The organism is Streptomyces oceani, from assembly GCF_001751245.1.
GTDB classification, from domain to species: Bacteria; Actinomycetota; Actinomycetes; order Streptomycetales; family Streptomycetaceae; genus Streptomyces; species Streptomyces oceani.
Genome location: NZ_LJGU01000095.1, coordinates 35,755 through 53,488, shown reverse-complemented (window position 1 = coordinate 53,488; position 17,734 = coordinate 35,755). Strand labels below are relative to the sequence as shown.

Below are 17,734 nucleotides of genomic sequence, written 5' to 3'. Positions count from 1 at the left end.
GTCCTTATCCCGTGTTCGCAGATGAATTTCGAGATGTTGCGAGCACTATGGGAGCGGCTACGCGTTGGGTGCGCGCACGCGCCGCTGCGGCCTCTTGACCAGCGGATTCAGGGCAGGATTCGACCGTGAATCCGCCATTTCCTGCGCCGCGACCCAGTCGTCCAGGGCCGAGATGCGGTACATCACTCGTCCGCCCATCCGGAAGCTCGGCGGGCCTTGGCGGCGGTGTCGCCAAACATAGAGCGTATTGGGGGATATGTCCAGGTATTCGGCAGCCACTGGGAGAGTCAAAGCCGCTGGAAGACAGCACGGGACTTCTGTGATGGGGGAACGACTGCCGGACGGGGAACGGCTGTGTGGGAAGGGTTCGCGGCCGCTCGACAGTCGGCGACCGAACCGAAAACCGACGAAGGGGACGGCGCGGAGATTCCGCGCCGCACACCGTGACGGCATCGAAGCATGCAGGGAACGAGCCGCACAGCAGGAGCAGATGGAAGGAGGATGCGTCACGGTGTCGGAGAAATTCAACGCGCCCTGTCTCTTCGGCGTCTGGCCCTCGCACAGTGGAGGCGAATGACCCGCTTGGGTTCGTCCTGGAATCCGAGCCCGTGCGCGATCTTGTTGGTCTGGAAACCGTTGGGCCGCTTTCTGAGTCGGGGCCCGCGTACGAACCAACAGTGATTGACTTCCCCTCGGGCACACGTTTCCGAACCCGTCACCTGAGGTCGAGAAGCATGGCAGAGGCACCCGCATCCACCGTCCACATCTGCCCGGACGGCCTCAGCCATGAGCGATACGGCGGTAGCGGCTGACGGCGAGGGGCATGAACACCGCGATGACCGCGAGCGCACACAACAGCGCGTACACGGTGGCGTGCTGAACCGGCCAGGATTCCGGCGGCGCCACGGTGGCGGGAGCCTGATTCCCGAAGAGGGAGCGCGCGGCGGTCGCTGTGGCGGAGACGGGGTTCCATTCGGCAACGACGCGGAGCGGGCCCGGCATGGAGTTGATGGACACGAAGGCTCCGGAGACGAACGTAACCGGAAACAGCCAGATGAGGCCGGCGCTCTGGGCGACTTCCACGCTGCGAGCGAGCAGACCGATGGTTGCCCCGACCCAGGACATGGCGAAGGCGAAGAGGAGCACCAGGAGGTAACCAGCGGCAGCTTCGGTGAAGGTGCCTTCCACGCGCCAACCGATCAGCAGGCCGCACAGGGAGGTGACGGTGAGAGTAACAGCGTTCATCGTCAGATCGGACAGGGTGCGCCCGAGGATGACGGATCCACGCGGCATGGGCAGGGCGCGGAAGCGGTCAACCATGCCCCGATCCATGTCGCCGGCGAGCCCTATCGCGGTGAAGGAGGCATTGAAGGTGACGGCCTGGGCGAAGATGCCACCGATCAGGAAGGTGCGGTACTCGTCTCCCCCCAGACTACCGCCGAACACGTATGCGAGAAGTAGAACGAACATCAGTGGCTGAACCAGGGCCGTGATGACGGCACCCGGCGTGCGACGGAGGTTGACGAGGTTGCGCCAGGCGATGATCAGTCCGTCGCGGACGGTGCGGACGGATCCCGAGGCCGGGTCCGGAGCGAAACTCAGGGCCGCCATGCGTGGGCTCCTTTCCTGCGGCGTCCCCGTGCTCGGACCAGCTGGCCGTTCCCCGGCTGAACGCTCCGCTCCGAGCCGTCTTCCGGCGCTGCGACGGCGGGTGGTGGTGCCGATTCCGCGGCGGGCCGCTGGGAGTTGCCGGTCAGGGCCAGGAAGACGTCGTCGAGGGTGGGTGGGGCGAGGGCGACGTCGCGCACCTCGATCCGGACCGCCGCGAGGGCTTCCAGGGCTTGGCGAAGTGCACCAGCTCCCCGATCGGTGACGACCGTGACGGTCCCGGTTCGCGAATCGATGTCCGGCTGGTGGTGACCGAGGTCGGTCAGGGCTTCGGCTACGGAGGCGCGGGCGGCCTGGTCGATGGGGGTGATGGTGATGCGTTCACCGCCCACGGCGGCCTTCAGCTCGGATGCGGTACCGTGCGCGATAACCGTGCCGTGGTCGATCACCGCGATGGAGTCCGCCAAGTGGTCGGCCTCCTCCAGGTACTGCGTGGTCAGCAACACGGTGGTGCCGTCCGCCACCAATTCCTCGACCGCGCGCCAGGTGTCGGCCCTGCCACGAGGATCGAGACCGGTGGTGGGCTCGTCCAGGAAGACGACGGTGGGGCGCGAGACCAGGGCTCCGGCAAGATCGAGGCGGCGGCGCATACCGCCGGAGAATCCTCCACTGGTCCGGTCCGCGGCCTCGGTGAGAGCGAAGCGCTCCAAGAGCTCGGTGGCGTGCCGGCGGGCCGTCTTGCGGCTCATCCCGTACAAGCGGGAGACCAGGTAGAGGTTCTCGCGCGCGGTCAACCGCTCGTCGGCGGCCGCGTACTGACCTGACAAACCGATGCGGGCGCGGACCGCCGCGGGTTCGTCGTGGACATCACGTCCGGCCACCGTGGCACGGCCTTCGTCCGCGCGCAGCAGGGTGCTGAGGATACGTACGGTGGTCGTCTTGCCGGCGCCGTTGGGTCCGAGGAGACCTAGCACGCTTCCAGTGGGGACACGCAGGTCGATCCCGCGAAGCGCGTACCGGTCGCCGAACCTGCGGGTCAGTCCCTCGGCAACGATGGCCTCGCCGTCCGCCATACGCGGGGCGGCCGGGTCCTGGTTCTTCCTGGGTCGGGAGGTGTGGCCGTCCCCGCACGGGGCCGGAGGGGCCGGCGGGGGCAGTGGCTCGTGTCGTGGTGCCGTGAGATGTGTGGCGGCGCCGTTCACTGGGAGGCCAGCGCGCTCAGCGGCGTGAGGTCGGTCCAGTGGACGTCCACGTAACTGATGCACTCCTCACGTGTCGCCGGGCCGTACACCGCGTGCCAGCCCGCCGGGATGTCCGCGAACTCGGGCCACAGTGAGTGCTGGCCCTCCTCATTGACCAGGACACGGTGCTGAACGGCAGGGTTGTCGAAGGGGTTGGTCATCGCTTGGTTCACTCTTCTCTTCGATTTGACGGTCGGTGCTTTGAATGGGGCGTGCGGTGTCACGCGTCCCGGAACTCCCTGGCGAGAACAGGGCCGATCAGAGCCCGGGGTTCGGGTCGCATCATCTGGGCGTGCGCACAGCGGATCTCGTGCACCCGCAGCTGCCCGTGGACATAGGGGGCCCACATGGCCGGGACCAAGTCAGTGGCGGGATCTTCCTCCGTGGCACGGAAGAAGAGGACGTCACCCTGGAAGGTGCGCGGGGTGTAGGAACGCATGAGGCGAGCCTGGGCGGCGAAGTTGCCGACCATCGTCTCGATTGTGTCGGGTTCCAGGCCGCCAAGTGGACTTCCCGCGTCGCGCAGGGAGTCCCGGACGGCTTCCGTGTCGAGCGGGACTTCGAGCGGATACGTGGACAGGTCGATCCCGAGGTTGCTCAGCAGCGAGCGGAATACGGTGTCGTGTTCGGCTTCTTCCAGGCCGTCGGCAGGGGGCACGGGAAAGGCGTCCAGCACGGCCAGCAGTGCGACTTCCTGGCCTGCTTCCTGGAGTTGGACAGCCACTTCCTGGACGACATTACCGCCGAATGACCAGCCCAGCAGATGGTACGGGCCTTGGGGCTGCACAGTACGCAGCTGAGCAACGTACCCGGCAGCCATGGCCTCGATACTCTCCGGAAAGGGACGTTCTCCGTCCAGATTGGGTGTCTGTAGGCCGTAGACCGGTCGGTCCTCCAGATGCTGGAGAAGCCCGGCATAGGACCAGGCCAGGCCCCCGGCGGGATGGACGCAGAACAGCGGAGTACGGCTGCCACGGGTACGCAGTGGCAGGAGAGTAGCGAGGTCACCGCTCGGTTCACCGCTGCCCTCGGCGGCTTCCTGAGCTTCCATGACCCCGGCCAGGGCCGCGGGAGTGGGTGCTTCGAAGAGGGCTCGTATGCCGAGGTCGACGCCGGTGGACGCCCGAACCCGCGCCAGGAGGCGTGCCGCTATCAGGGAGTGACCACCGAGTCCGAAGAAGTCGTCGTCGGCCCACAGGTGTTGGACCCCGAGCACCTCCGCGAACAGCGCGCACAACAAGTCCTCGCGCGGGCTGCCGGGTGGGCGCCCGTACTGCCGAACCGTGTGCTCGGCTGCCGGGTCCGGCAGTGCCGCGTGGTCGAGCTTGCCGCTGGAGGTGAGGGGCAGTTCGGTGACAGCGACGAAAGCGGCAGGCACCATGTAGCCAGGCAGGGCCGCCGACACGGCGGCGCGGAGACCGTCGCGGTCCGGCGTGTCAAGCGCCTGTTCCTCGGCAGGGACCAAGTAGGCGACCAGTTGCTCACTGCCGTGCACAGTGTCAGCGTCGCCCACGGTGCGGAGCGTAACGGCGGCCCTAGCGATCCCTGGTTGCCGCTCCAGTACGGAGACGATCTCACCGGGTTCCACTCGGAAGCCACGGACCTTCAGCTGTCCGTCGACCCGACCGTGGAACTCCAGGTGGTCGGCGCCCGTCCAGCGGGCGAGATCACCGGTACGGTACATGCGCTCGCCGGCTGGCCCGAACGGGTCGGGCAGGAACCGGGCTGCTGTCTCCGCGGGCCGGTGCAGATATCCGCGCGCGACACTCGCTCCCGCCAGGTAGAGCTCGCCGGTGACGCCGGGAGGCGCTGGGCGCAGGAAGCGGTCCAGCACGTAGGCGCGAGTTCCCGCCACGGGTTTACCGAGGACGGGTTCGGAAGTGAGGTGCAGCGGGGCGCACAGCGTGTCGACGGTGGCCTCGGTCGGGCCGTAGAGGTTCCACACCGTGAGTCCCGGTATCTCCCGGAGCCGCTGCCACAGCCGGTGCGGCACCGCCTCCCCGCCAAGGGCCAGTACGAGAGGCCGAGGCCGGGTGCCGGCGGTGCACAGTCCGGCGTCCAGAAGTGCCGCTGCGTGAGTCGGGGTGGTCTCCAGGACATCGATGCGCTTCTCGCGGACCAGCGAAACCAGAGCGGCCGGATCGCGTCGGGTGTCGGAGTCAACGACCAGCAGTTCGTTTCCCTCCAGCATCCACAGAACCGGGTCCCAGGAGGCGTCGAAGGCGACCGATGCGGTCAACGCGACCCGCAGTCGGCGCCCGTTCGCCATGGTCCGGGCAGGCAGGAACAGTTGCCGCCGCTGGTGCTCCCACAACCGCATCAGTGAGGCGTGTTCGACCACGACACCCTTGGGGCGGCCGGTAGAGCCCGAGGTGTGCAGAACGTACGCCACGTCCCGGGGCCGCGGGGCGACCTCGGCCGCTGGCTCTCCGGAGCAAGCCGTGAGAGCTGCCTTTACCCGCGGCGAGTCGAGCAGGATCTCCTCCCAGGGGCCGTCGGGTATCAGCTCCCGAGTCTGCGCTGTCGCCAGCACCACGGCGGGGCGTGCGTCCTGAAGGACGGTGCACACACTCGCGGCCGGACGCGAGTCGTCGATCGGTGCGTAGGCAGCGCCAGCGGACAGAGTACCCAGCAGCGCCGTGAGCGAGGTGACCGAACGCGGCAGCAGAACGGCAACCGTGTCTCCCCGTCCCACCCCTTTCGCCGAGAGAAGTCGAGCCAACTGGGCACACTCTCGACTGAGTTCGGCGAAGGACAGTGCCTCCTCCCCGCACCGCACCGCGATGTCGCTGCTGCGAGCGGTGGAGACGGTGTCGTGGAAGCCGGCGATCACGGTGGGATGGGTGGGAACGGCCGGACCGCCCCGCCCTCGGGCCAGCAGACGACTCCGCTCGTCCGCGCCGAGCGGTTCGAGGGCGGACAATGGAGAGTTCGGATCGGTCACGGCCAGCCGGAGCAGGGTGACAAAGGATTCCGCCAGCCGCTGTGCTGTTCCCTGATCGAACAGATCGCGGCTGAACTCCAGGATGCCGGTCAGGGAACCGTCCGGGGCTTGCTCGGAGAAGCTGAACGAGAGGTCGAACTTCGCCCCCGCCGTGTCGACGCTCTCCACCGCTGCGTGCAGGCCCGGCAGGTCGAGTTCGGGGCGGCCGGCGTTGTTCAGGGACAGCATGACCTGGAAGAGCGGGTGCCGGGAGAGGGACCGAGCGGGTGCCAGGTGCTCGACGAGCGACTCGAACGGCAGATCCTGGTGCGCGTACGCCGACAGATCCGTCTGCCGAGTTCGCTCCAGCAGTGCGCGGAAGTGCGGATCACCTCCGGTGTTCACCCGCAGCACCAAGGTGTTGACGAAGAACCCGACCAGTCCGCCGAGTGCCTCGTCGGTACGGCCGGCGACGGGGCTGCCGACGAGGACGTCCTCACCGGAGCCGAACCGGTCGAGCAGTGCGGCCAGGACAGCGTGGAGCGCCATGAACGTGCTGGCGTTCTCGCCCTTGGCGAACGCCGCCAGTCGCTGTCCGTCCTCCGCTGCCAGCGGGATGGGGACGCTGCCACCGGTGCCCGACGCGGAATCGGGGCGGGGCCGGTCCGCTGGAAGGGCCGTCTCGACCGGAATGCCCGCCAGTTCCCTTTCCCAGAAGGCGATTTGCCGGGCGTGGACGCTCTCCGGGTCCTGCGGATCTCCGAGCAGGTCCCGCTGCCAGAGCGCGTAGTCGACGTACTGCACCGGCAGCGGAGACCAGTCCGGTGCCCGATCGTCGGTGCGCGCCGCGTACGCTGCCGCCAGGTCCTGGGCGAGCGGACCCATGGACCAGCCGTCAGCCGCGATGTGGTGCACGACCAGCAGCAGAACGTATCCTTCCGCGCCGAGGTCCAGCAGTTCGGCCCGCACCGGCAATTCGTGCGCCAGGTCAAAGCCACGCTGTGCCGAACTGTGCAGCAGTTCCGCAGCCTGGTCGGGGGCGCAGTCCACGACGGTCAGCGACGGCTGGGCATCGCCGTAAGCGAGGACCTCCTGAGTGGGACTCCCCGACTCCCGGTCCGGGTCCCGGAACACGGTGCGCAGACTCTCGTGCCGGGTGAGGACATCGCTCAGCGCGTGCCGCAGTGCCCCTACGTCCAGTCGCCCCTGCAACCGGACGGCCATGGGCAGGTTGTACGAGGCGTCATCGGGACGCATTTGGTTGAGGAACCACAGCCGGCGCTGCGCGAAGGACAGCGGAGGCCGTGCGGGTCGGTCGACCCGCGCCCGCAGGGTGGGGCGGCTGCGCGCGGCGCTGTCGAGATGCTGGGCGAGCCTGGCGGGTGTGGGGTCCTCGAACAGGGCACGCACGGGGAGTTCGGCCCCGAACGCGGTCCGGATGCGGTTGACCAGCTTGGTGGCCAGGAGCGAGTGGCCGCCCAGGATGAAGAAGTCCGCGTCCCGGCCAACGGAGGGGACGCGCAGGCATTCGGCGTAGAGCGCACAGAGGATCTCCTCCTGCGGTGTGCGCGGCGGCTCCCCTGAGGCGGGCTCGGCCAGCTGCGCTTCGGGAAGGCTCGCGAAGTCCGTTTTGCCGTGCGCGGTGAGCGGGATTCGAGATACGAGAGAAAGGTGGCTGGGCGTCATGTAGCCGGGCAACCGCGAGGCGACGAACGCGTGCAGTTGCTCGCTCGACGGGGCCGCATCCGTCTGTGGGACGGCCCAGGCCACGAGCCGGCCGCCACCAGGCTCGGTCTGCACCGTCACCGCGGCGCTGTGGATTCCCGGATGTGCGGTCAGTGCCGCTTCGACCTCGCCGGTCTCGACGCGGAAACCCCGCACCTTGACCTGGGTGTCGGTGCGCCCGACGAACGACAGTGTGCCGTCGGCGAGTCGGCGCACCAAGTCGCCCGTGCGGTACATCCGGCTTCCCGGAGCCCCGAAGGGGTCGGCGAGGAACCGCTCGGCGGTCATGCCGGTCGCAGCGTCGTACCCGCGGGCGACCCCTACGCCGGCCACGTACAGTTCACCGGTGACGCCGGGTGGTGTGGGACCAAGTTGCGGGTCGAGGACCCGAGCCCGCATGCCGGCGACGGCATGGCCGATGTTGGGGGGCTGGTCGGCCGTCACCGGGGCGGTGACGCTGTCCACCGTCGTCTCGGTCGGACCGTAGAGATTCCAGAACGCCACGCCGGGGATGGCGGCAAGCTCGCGCCACAGAGCATCGTTCACTGGTTCCCCGCCCAGAGCCACCACCCTGGGCCAGGGGCGGTCGGGCGCGAACAGGCCGCAGGCACGGAGCTGTTCGATGAACGACGGGGTGGTTTCGATGACGTCGATGCGGTGCTCGTGCAGGAAGGTCACCAGCGCTTCGGGATCCCGGCGGGTCTCGTCGTCTGCCAGGTGCAGTTCGTGTCCGGCGACCATCCACAGCAGTGGATCCCACGAGGCATCGAAGGTGGCCGCTGCGGTCAGGGCCACTCGCAGTGCACGCCCGTTGTTGCCGTGCTCCGCGGGCTCGATCAGCTGACGACCATGGTTCCGCAGGAGGTTGGCAAGCGACCGGTGTTCGATGACAACGCCCTTGGGAACGCCGGTCGAACCGGAGGTGTACAGCACGTAGGCCGGATCGGTGCCGTACGGACCTTCGTTGGGCGGCTCGGGTGTCACGCGGGCCACCTCGACAGGCTGGTCGTCAAGGAAGAGCGCGGAGGTGCGGGAAGCCGGAAGCGACGGAGCGTATCCGCGCTCGGTCAGTAGCACCGAGGGCTGCGCGGATTCGAGGATCCGCGCGTTGCGCTCCGCGGGGTGGGACGGGTCCAGGGGCACGTACACGGCGCCCGCGCGCAGCACGCCGAAAATCGCGCTGATCTGCCGAGGCGAACGGGGCAACGCCACGGCCACCCGCTCGCCGCGGCGCACCCCGGCAACCGCCAAGCGCCGGGCCACCGCGTCGACCCGCGTCGCGAGACCCCCGAAAGTCACGGACCCGTCGGCGGTGACCAGAGCGGTACGGGACGGAGTGACTGCGGCCTGGGTCGCCAGGATGTCGCAGACACTCTGCATGGGCTCCTGTTCGGCCGGCTCAGGGGCTTCCCCTCGGATATGGGTGTCAAGGGCTGACCGGCGCTCGTCGTCGGTAAGCATCGTCAGAGCGCTGAGCGGCCGGTCGGGGTGCGCAAGCGCGGACCGCAGGAGACGGACGAACTGACCGGTGAACCGGCGCACGGTGGCCCCGTCGAACAGGTCGCTGCTGTACTCGACCGCGCCGGTCAGCCCGGCCGGACGGCCGGAAGTGTCGTGTTCCTCCGTCAGGTCCCAGGTCATGTCGAACTTGGCAGTCTGCCGATCCGATTCCACAACGGTCGCCCGAAGTCCGGGCAAGGCGAGCGCGGGAGCGGGAGTGTTGTTCAGAGCGAGCATCACCTGGAAGAGCGGATGCCGGGAGAGGGACCGCTGGGGTGCCAGACTCTCCACGAGCTGTTCGAACGGCAGGTCCTGGTGCGCATAGGCGGCCAGATCCGCTTCCCGTACCCTGCGCAGCAGTTCACGGAAGTCCGGGTTGCCGCTCGCATCCACGCGTAGCACCAGCGTGTTGACGAAGAAGCCCACCACGTCGTGGTACTCCTCCTCGTCGCGGCCGGCCACCGGCGTTCCGACGACGATGTCGTCACCACCTCCGAGTCGCTGCAGCAGTGCCGTCAGCGCGGCGTGCACCACCATGAACGGGCTGGTGCCCACCTCCCGGGCAAGCGCTACGAGGGACCGGTGCTCCCTCGCGTCCAGGTGCAGGGGTATCCGGTGGCCGGCGAAAGTGGCACGGGCAGGACGTACCCGGTCGTACGGCAGGGGCAGCTCCGGTGGCATTTCCGCCAGTTCCTGCTTCCAATGGCCCAGCTGGAGCGCGGCCGGCGATCCGGCGGACTCCTTCGCGCCGAGTCGCTCACGCTGCCGCAGCGCGTAGTCCGCGTACTGGGCCGGCAACGGCTGCCACTCGGGGCGTCGGCCAGCGCCACGCGCCGTGTAGGCCTCGGAAAGGTCGCGTACCAGAGGCCCCATCGACCACCCGTCCGCCACGACGTGGTGCAGCGTCAGCATCAGCAGATGCGAGTGCGTTTCACCCGAGGTCCTGTCGAACGCTCTCGCGTCCGGTACGAGAAGCGCTCGTACCGGCGGGCGCTGGGCAAGGTCGAACTCGGGAACAGAGAAGTCGTCCGGTGCCGGGTCCGGCTGCTCCGGAACCGTCTCCAAGGCGATACCGCAGGTTGCCGCGGGCAGTACGACCTGGTGAGGTCCTTGATCATCCTCCCGGTAGACGGTGCGCAGACTCTCGTGCCGGGCGAGCAGATCACTGAAAGCTGACCGCAGAGCCTGTGTGTCCAGGGGGCCGTCGAGTCGGACGACGACGGGGATGTGGTACGGCTCGCCCCCTTGTCCCATGCTTTCCAGCAACCACAACCGGTGTTGCTCAGCGGACAGCGGCAACCTACCCGGTCGTGCGCCCACGGCGGCACCGTCCGTGTCACCCCGCACAGTGGGTCTCTGCGCGTCCAGCACCGCCGCGAGCCCTTCTGCGGTCGGTGCCTGGAAGAGCGCACGCACTGGCAACCGGACTCCGGTCGTTTCAGACAGTCGGGTCAACAGCCGGGTCGCCAGGAGCGAGTGGCCGCCGAGTGAGAAGAAGTCGGCGTCGCGTCCGACCTCGTCCAGTTCCAGGATGTCCGCCATGGCTGCGCACACCGCCGCCTCCGCGTTGGTGTGCGGCTTCGCGCGTGGTCCGGCAGCGGAGACGCGCGCCTCGGGCAGGGCGGAAGTGTCCAGCTTTCCGTTGGGTGTCAGCGGCAGACGGTCCGTTGTGGCATAGGCCGCGGGGACCATGTGCACGGGAAGGACCGCCGACAGTGCCTCTCGGACGACGCCTTGGTCCCGCCGCAGGGCCGCGCCCTCGTCGTCGTTCGCCGGTACGAGATAGGCGGCCAGCGATTCGTCCCGGTACCCCCCGCTACGGACCACGACGGCAGCCTGGACAATCCCGGGCAGAGCCACGAGTGCAGACTCGATCTCACCGGTCTCCACCCGATGCCCTCGGACCTTGACCTGATCGTCACTGCGGCCGAAGAACTCCAACGAGCCGTTCTCGCGCCACTGCACCAAGTCCCCGGTGCGGTACATCCGCTCACCAGGCTCCCCGAAAGGGTCCGGGAGGAATCGGTCGGCGGTCAGTCCGTGCTGCCCGGTATAGCCACGGGCCACACCCTCACCCGCCAGGTACAGCTCCCCCACCACGCCGCACGGAAGCAGGTGCAGGGCGGCGTCCAGCACGTAGGCGCGAGCCCCTCGAACCGGACGGCCAATGACCGGTTTGTCGCCGGCCACCCTGGCGGTAACCGCGTCCACGGCTGTCTCCGTCGGTCCGTAGAAGTTGTAGGCGAGGATGTCCCGCTCGTCCGAGAGACGCTTCCACAACTCGTCGTTGACCGGCTCACCGCCCAGTGCGATGACCTTGGGTCGGTGAACCGTGGCCCCCTCACCAATAGGGGAGTTGTCTGTCAACCCAGCGGCGAGTAGTTGTCGCAGGAAGCTGGGGGTGGTCTCGATGACGTCGATCCGCCGCGAGTGCAGGAACTCGACCAGGGCCTGCGGGTCCCTCCGCGTCGTGTCATCGACCACGTGCAGCTCGTGTCCGCCCAGCATCCACAGCAGTGGATCCCACGCGGCGTCGAAGGATGTCGCCGCTGTCAGGGCCACACGCAGTCGATGCCCCTCGGTCAGCATCGCGCTGGCGTGCGACTCCTTACGATGGTGTACCAGTAGATTGCTGAGTGACCGGTGTTCGACGAGCACGCCCTTGGGACGCCCCGTAGATCCGGAGGTGTAGAGGAGGTAGGCGGCGTCGTCGGTGGCAGGCCCCACGTGCGCGCCTTCGCCGGCACCAGGGTCGGTGGTCGCGACGTGGCGAACCGCGGTCCCAGCGGGTGCCATGCAGGCCACCGGACCGTCCAGCTCGCACAGCAAGATCACGGGAGCCGCGTCATCCAGCAGGTACGCGATCCGCTCAGCCGGGTAGGCGATGTCGATCGGCATATAGACCGCGCCCGAACGCAGCACTGCCAACAGTGCCACGACGGTGTCCACGGACCGGGGCAGCGCGACAGCGACCGTCGCTCCGTTGGTGGCGCCGTCGGCGCGCAGGTTGGTTGCCGCGGTATCGACCGCCCGGTCCAGCTCCGCGAACGACAGGCTCCGTAGGCTGTCGCAGACTGCGGTTGCTTCGGGGGTCTCCCGTGCCAGGCGGAACAGTTCCGCCGACAGAGTCGACGGCGCGCCGTCTGACGGATCGCCGCTTCCGGGGCTCTGCGCACCGCTTCCCAGGGACAGCATGCGCCGGGACTCGTCCGGACTGGTGAGCCTCAAGCCACTGACCGGAACGGTCGGGTCCTCGGCCATCGACTCGGTCAGTCGCAGGATCCGCTGCAGGTGGCCCGCTGCGGCAGCGTCATCGTACAGCTCGGCGTTGGCGAGTAGGTCGACGCGCGCTCCCGTACCTCCGGCAGTCGGATGAACAGCGAGAGTCAAGTCCTCCACCGGACCGATGGACAGGTTGTGCAGAGTCCCGGACGCCGGACCGAACCTCAAGTACTCGTCGAAGGCCAACACGTTGACCGAAGGTCCCGTCAGCGGGTCTCCAGGCAACAGTCCTCGCAAGCGACGCAACCGCTCGGCCGGAAACCGTTGATGCCGCAGCACACCCCGCATGCTCCCTGTGACCCGGTGTAGCAAGTCATTGGTTGAATCCGCCACGGAGAGCCGGATTCGGAGCGGCAGCACCTGCGACATCATGCCGGGCGTTTCGCGGGCCGTAGGCCCTTTGCGCCCGGTCACGGGCATACCCAGCAGCAAATCCTCGGCCGCCCGCAGCCGGTGCGCGTACACGGCCGTACCGGCGACGAACAACGCGGGCCACGCGACCCGGGCCCGCCGGGCCCCATCGCGCAGCCGTTGCCAGTGCGTCCCCGACATCTGGGATGTGTGCCGTAGTACTCCGGCCGACAGTCCGCCAGTGTCCTCGGTGAGGCGCGTCGCGGGTGGAGCTCCCGCAAGCTGGTCACGCCAGTACTCCTCGTCGGCGGCGCTCTCCGGCGACACGGCGTAGCGCGCCGCCTCTTCGGTCAATGGGGCCAGCGGCTGCGGGCGGGATGGTGCGACGGAACCGGTGGCGAGCAGGCTGTACGTCTCGGCGATCCGGTTGAGGAGCAGCGCGGCGCCGTAGCCGTCCAACACCAAGTGGTGCGTCCGCAAGTAGAGCAGGTGGCGGAGCGGGGAGAGCCGGAAGAGAGCCATCGAGGTCACCGGCCCACGGCCGGGGTCGACAGGCGTGGCCAGGTCTTCCCGCATAATGGTGAGCGCCGTCGTGAACGCTTCGGCCTGCCCGGACAGGTCGGTGACGCACACCTCGACGGAGAGCCGGGGATGCACGAACTGACGTCCTGTGGAGACCTCACCCTCGGCCCCGGCCTCGGAGACCGTGGTCCGTATGGCCTCGGCATCCGCAGTGACCTGTAGGACTGCCTGTTGCAGCAGCTCCGGATCGAACTCTCCGCCTATGTCGAGATATTCGGCGATATTATAGGCGGAGCTCACCGGGTCGAGGTGGTGTGCGAACCACAGCGCCTCTTGCGCCGACGTCAAGGGCAACTGTGCGGCGTCTGCCTCACGCATGTATCTGGCCTCGTGAGAATGCGGTGAGTCCCAACAACTGCGACACCTCTCCGTGTTGTGTACCGGATGTGCCCGCGTCGTCAACACGCCCTCACACCCTTCCGTCACCGTCTATTCGGGACAGACGAGGCGGTGTATTGGCGTGTGAGGCAAGAACCGATTTGTTACCAGTGCGTAAGCGGCTTGCCTCTGCGGACTCACTCCGCTCACCCGCTGTGGAGCTGCCACTGGCCGCCGGTTCACCGTCCGTCATGCACGGACCCATCCGCATCGGTTCGGGTACCGAATCCCGCAAGGTCAGGAACATTGAAGACGTACTCAACGCGAGGGAGATCACAGATGCACCGTGCAGCGTTCGCGAGGTCATTCCGCGGCATAGCCGTGGTCGGCAGCGTGACAGTGATGTGCTTGGCCGGTGGTGCGGCCGGTGCATCAGCTGTTGAAAGGCCGGACAGCGAGAAGCCGGCTTCCCCCTCGGTGTGGGACGCGGGCACGCCGCGCGACTCTCACGCGAACAGTGGCTACCGCGGCACTCAGGGGTTCAACCTGTGCCTGCTCTCGCACTGTGCGACTGGGCCCGGTGGCCACAGCGACGGTGGCGTTCGCCAGGTCCAAGGCGGCAACCTGTGCCTGCTCGCACGCTGCGAGGTGAGTGCCTGACAGGGTGCCCGGGCGCCCAGGTCGCTGTGAGTGGGTCAGCTTCCTGGGTGTGCGGTGATGACGAGGTTGGAGCGGTAGGTCTGTGCTTCGGGGTCCCAGTCGGCACAGGTGATCAGGGTGAGCCGGGGTGCGCTGGTGGGGCCGTAGACCTTTTCGGAGGGGAAGCGGTCCGCGGGCCACACCTTTATGCGCTCGACGGTGAAGTGGGCGGTGCGCCCGTCTCGGCGGTCGACGCTCAGGGAGTCACCGGGGCGGAGGGCACCCAGTCCGTAGAACGCGGCGGGCCCGCTCCTCGAATCGACGTGCCCGACCACGACGGCGTTGCCCGTAGCGCCCGGAGTGGGCGAGCCGTGGTACCAGGCGGCGTGATCGGGGTCGTCGGGCATGTCGACGGAACCGTTGGGGGCGGTGGCGACGGTCTCTACCCTGGTCTTTAGGTGGATCTTCGGAACACTGATGCTGACGGGTCTCGACTTCGGCAGAGCCGAGGACTGCGGTTGGAGTGACTGCTGGGGATGACTCGCTGGACTTCGGGCTGAGTCGGGGGGAGCGGGTGGTGGCTCTTGGCCGGGGGCGAGGGCCAGTGCCAACATCGCTGTCCCTGTGGTGGCGCCAGAAACGCGGCATGTGCGGGGGCCTTCAGCTCTGACGGCTGGTGCGCCGACGCAGGTACATCGCGACGGCGGCGACGGACAGAAGTCCTCCGGCTCCCGCGAGCGTCGTCGTGGACGGGTTGTTGCTCTGGGTGCTGCCCTCACCACCGGCGACGGCTCCCTTGGCGCCCATCTTCAGCGAACCGCACAGGGCCGGGTTGGTCGCCTCCGAGGGCAGGTTGGGGTCGAGATCACTGGGGCCCAGGACGTTGTCGTACTCTCCGTTGCCGTTGACGTCGACACCGTGCACGACGACGACGCCGGTTCCCTCACGCAGGCTCTTCGCGGCGGCGTCACTCACCTCGATGCTGCGCTCGTAGGTGAAGTCGGGCCCTGTGGGGAAGCGGTCCACGGCCAGCGCGGAGTCAGGGCTGGTGTCGCCGGAGGTGGTGAGCGAGGTACCGATGTCGCCGTAGAACGGCTGGCCGTCCGTGGTGTTGATGCTCTTGATGTCGTTACGCTTCTTCGCCGCCGAAGCCGGCGGGCACACGCCCTTGGCCGCGATGTGGAAGTGCTGCGCGTGTGGTGCGTCCTTCAGCAGACCGTTGGCCTTCACCTTGACGCTGGCGGTGTTCCCCTTGAGTGACACGTGCGCGGTACCCGTACCAGTCATCTTGCTGAACGGCACCGGTTCCAGGTTCGCGTTCAGCTGCGCGTCTTCACCGCCTTCAGTTGGCATACCGTCGGCCGACGCGATCGGCGCCAACGTCATCAGAGGAGCGATAACGGTTACCGCGGCCAGCGATATCGCCGAGGTCTTGTTCACGGTCTCTCCTACGGGCAAGAAAGGGGACGGAGTGCGCCCGGCTCGGTGAAAGAGGGCGCTCAGCGCTGTTGATCGGGCGGTCAGCCTGCTCCCCGCGCATGCGGGGATGGACCCACCGTCAGGCTCGGCCGGTTGTCGAAGGGTGGCTGCTCCCCGCGCATGCGGGGATGGACCCAAGACGAATGAGGCGGGAGAGTCCCGGGGAGTAACTGTTCAAGAGGGCTGACCGGAACGACTGTTTGTGCATCTCTGACAAGGCTGGCAACTGACTCCCGCGTGGGGCGCAGTCTGGGCTACACGGGCGATTCTCTGCTCATAGGGGAGCGCAAGGGGAGCGCGGACGCCTTTGGACGGTGCAACACGGAGTATGAAAGCGGGACCGCGGTATGTGTTCTGATCTGCGAAAACGGCACCATGGAGCATCGCTCAACATGGTGGGGCATGAACGCTAGCGTCCTCGTAATGCGTAGGTTGGTCTGGCTGAGAGGAAACGGGCAGGAACCCGGTGCAGGGTTCGGCGGACGACCGGTACCGAGAGGGAACGGAGGCCGGGCGGTACCTTACTGGCGGCTCAGAGGTCAGTTCGGCGGGGACATCCCAGGGACTTTTCAGGGACTTTCAGCTCTGTCACAGGGACTTCCCGGGGACATTCCGCCGTGCAGACGGGGAAGCCTGTGACAGAGCTGAAAGACGTGAATCACCTGGTCAGAGGTTCTGCGCTCAGCACTCGATGACGTTGACCGCGAGGCCGCCGCGGGCGGTCTCCTTGTACTTCACCTTCATGTCCGCGCCGGTGTCCTTCATCGTCTTGATGGCCTTGTCCAGCGAGACATGGTGCCGGCCGTCGCCGCGCAGCGACATACGTGCCGCGGTGACCGCCTTGACGGAGGCCATGCCGTTCCGCTCGATGCACGGGATCTGTACCAGGCCGCCGATGGGGTCACAGGTCAGTCCGAGATTGTGCTCGATGCCGATCTCCGCGGCGTTCTCCACCTTCTCCGGCGAACCGCCCAGCACCTCGGTCAGCCCGCCCGCCGCCATCGAGCAGGCGGACCCCACCTCGCCCTGGCAGCCGACCTCGGCGCCGGAGATGGAGGCGTTCTCCTTGAAGAGCATGCCGATCGCCCCGGCGGCGAGCAGGAAGCGTACGACGCCGTCCTCGTCGGCGCCCGGCACGAAGTTGACGTAGTAGTGCAGCACGGCCGGGATGATGCCCGCCGCCCCGTTCGTCGGTGCGGTCACCACGCGGCCGCCGGCGGCGTTCTCCTCGTTCACGGCCATGGCGTACAGCGTGATCCACTCCATGGCGTGCGCCTCGAAGTCCCGCTCGGCCCGCAACTGCCGTGCCGAAGCGGCGGCTCGGCGCCGCACCTTGAGGCCGCCGGGCAGGTTGCCCTCCTGGGTGAGGCCACGGGCGACGCATTCCCGCATCACCCGCCAGATCTCCAGCAGTTCCGTGCGGATCTGTTCCTCGGTACGCCAGGACTTCTCGTTCTCCAGCATCAGTCCGGAGATGGACAGCCCTGTCTCCCGGGTGAGGCGCAGGAGTTCGTCACCGGTACGGAACGGATGGGGCAGTGAGGTGTCGTCCAGCTTGATGCGATCCTCGCCCACCGCGTCCTCGTCGACGACGAAACCGCCGCCCACGGAGTAGTAGGTCTTCTCCAGCAGCGGGCTGCCGGCGGCGTCGTAGGCGAAGAGCGTCATGCCGTTCGCGTGGTACGGCAGCGAACGGCGCCGGTGTAGGACCAGCTCCCGGGAGGCGTCGAAGTCGATCTCCTGGCTGTCCCCTATATCGGCGGCCAGCAGCCGCAGCCGCTTGGTCTCCCGGATGCGCTGGACCCACGTGTCCGCCTCCACGATGTCCACGGTCGCCGGGCCGTGCCCCTCCAGTCCGAGGAGTACGGCCTTCGGGGTGCCATGGCCGTGTCCGGTGGCGCCGAGCGAGCCGTACAACTCGGCCCGTACGGCGGTGGTGTGGGCGAGCACGCCCTCGTTCTTGAGGCGCCGCGCGAACATGCGGGCAGCTCGCATGGGCCCCACCGTGTGCGAACTGGAGGGGCCGATCCCGATGGTGAAGAGGTCGAAGACGGAGAGGGCCATGCTGGCTCCCTGGGCAGGGGGG

At 68.0% G+C, this 17,734-nt stretch carries 8 protein-coding genes; all 8 read right to left on the bottom strand.

From position 1 onward, the window contains the following. Positions 1–57: 57 nt before the first annotated feature. Complete coding sequence (locus AN216_RS29915) at positions 58–279, bottom strand: helix-turn-helix domain-containing protein (RefSeq protein WP_244502287.1); 222 nt, start codon at positions 277–279, stop codon at positions 58–60. 501 nt (positions 280–780) lie between these two features. Continuing rightward, positions 781–1,611, bottom strand: coding sequence for an ABC transporter permease (locus AN216_RS02585; protein WP_070194925.1), 831 nt, complete (start codon positions 1,609–1,611; stop codon positions 781–783). Further along, positions 1,599–2,681 carry an ATP-binding cassette domain-containing protein gene (locus AN216_RS02580; RefSeq protein WP_079166173.1) on the bottom strand — a complete coding sequence of 361 codons (1,083 nt, stop codon included), beginning with the start codon at positions 2,679–2,681 and terminating at the stop codon, positions 1,599–1,601. Before AN216_RS02580 ends, AN216_RS02585 begins: the two co-directional genes overlap by 13 nt. Positions 2,682–2,806: 125 nt before the next feature. Then, a complete protein-coding gene (locus AN216_RS02575) occupies positions 2,807–3,010 on the bottom strand; it encodes an MbtH family protein (protein WP_070194923.1) in 204 nt (67 codons plus the stop codon). A gap of 59 nt (positions 3,011–3,069) precedes the next feature. Continuing rightward, positions 3,070–13,530: a non-ribosomal peptide synthetase gene (locus tag AN216_RS02570; RefSeq protein WP_070194922.1), complete on the bottom strand. Its 10,461-nt coding sequence runs from the start codon at positions 13,528–13,530 to the stop codon at positions 3,070–3,072. A gap of 695 nt (positions 13,531–14,225) precedes the next feature. Beyond that, on the bottom strand, positions 14,226–14,783 hold the full coding sequence (locus tag AN216_RS02565; RefSeq protein WP_070194921.1) for a class F sortase: 558 nt from the start codon (positions 14,781–14,783) through the stop codon (positions 14,226–14,228). 46 nt (positions 14,784–14,829) lie between these two features. Beyond that, complete coding sequence (locus tag AN216_RS02560; protein ID WP_139140840.1) at positions 14,830–15,609, bottom strand: hypothetical protein; 780 nt, start codon at positions 15,607–15,609, stop codon at positions 14,830–14,832. 720 nt (positions 15,610–16,329) lie between these two features. Beyond that, positions 16,330–17,712: an L-serine ammonia-lyase gene (locus AN216_RS02555; RefSeq protein ID WP_070194919.1), complete on the bottom strand. Its 1,383-nt coding sequence runs from the start codon at positions 17,710–17,712 to the stop codon at positions 16,330–16,332. Positions 17,713–17,734: the final 22 nt, after the last annotated feature.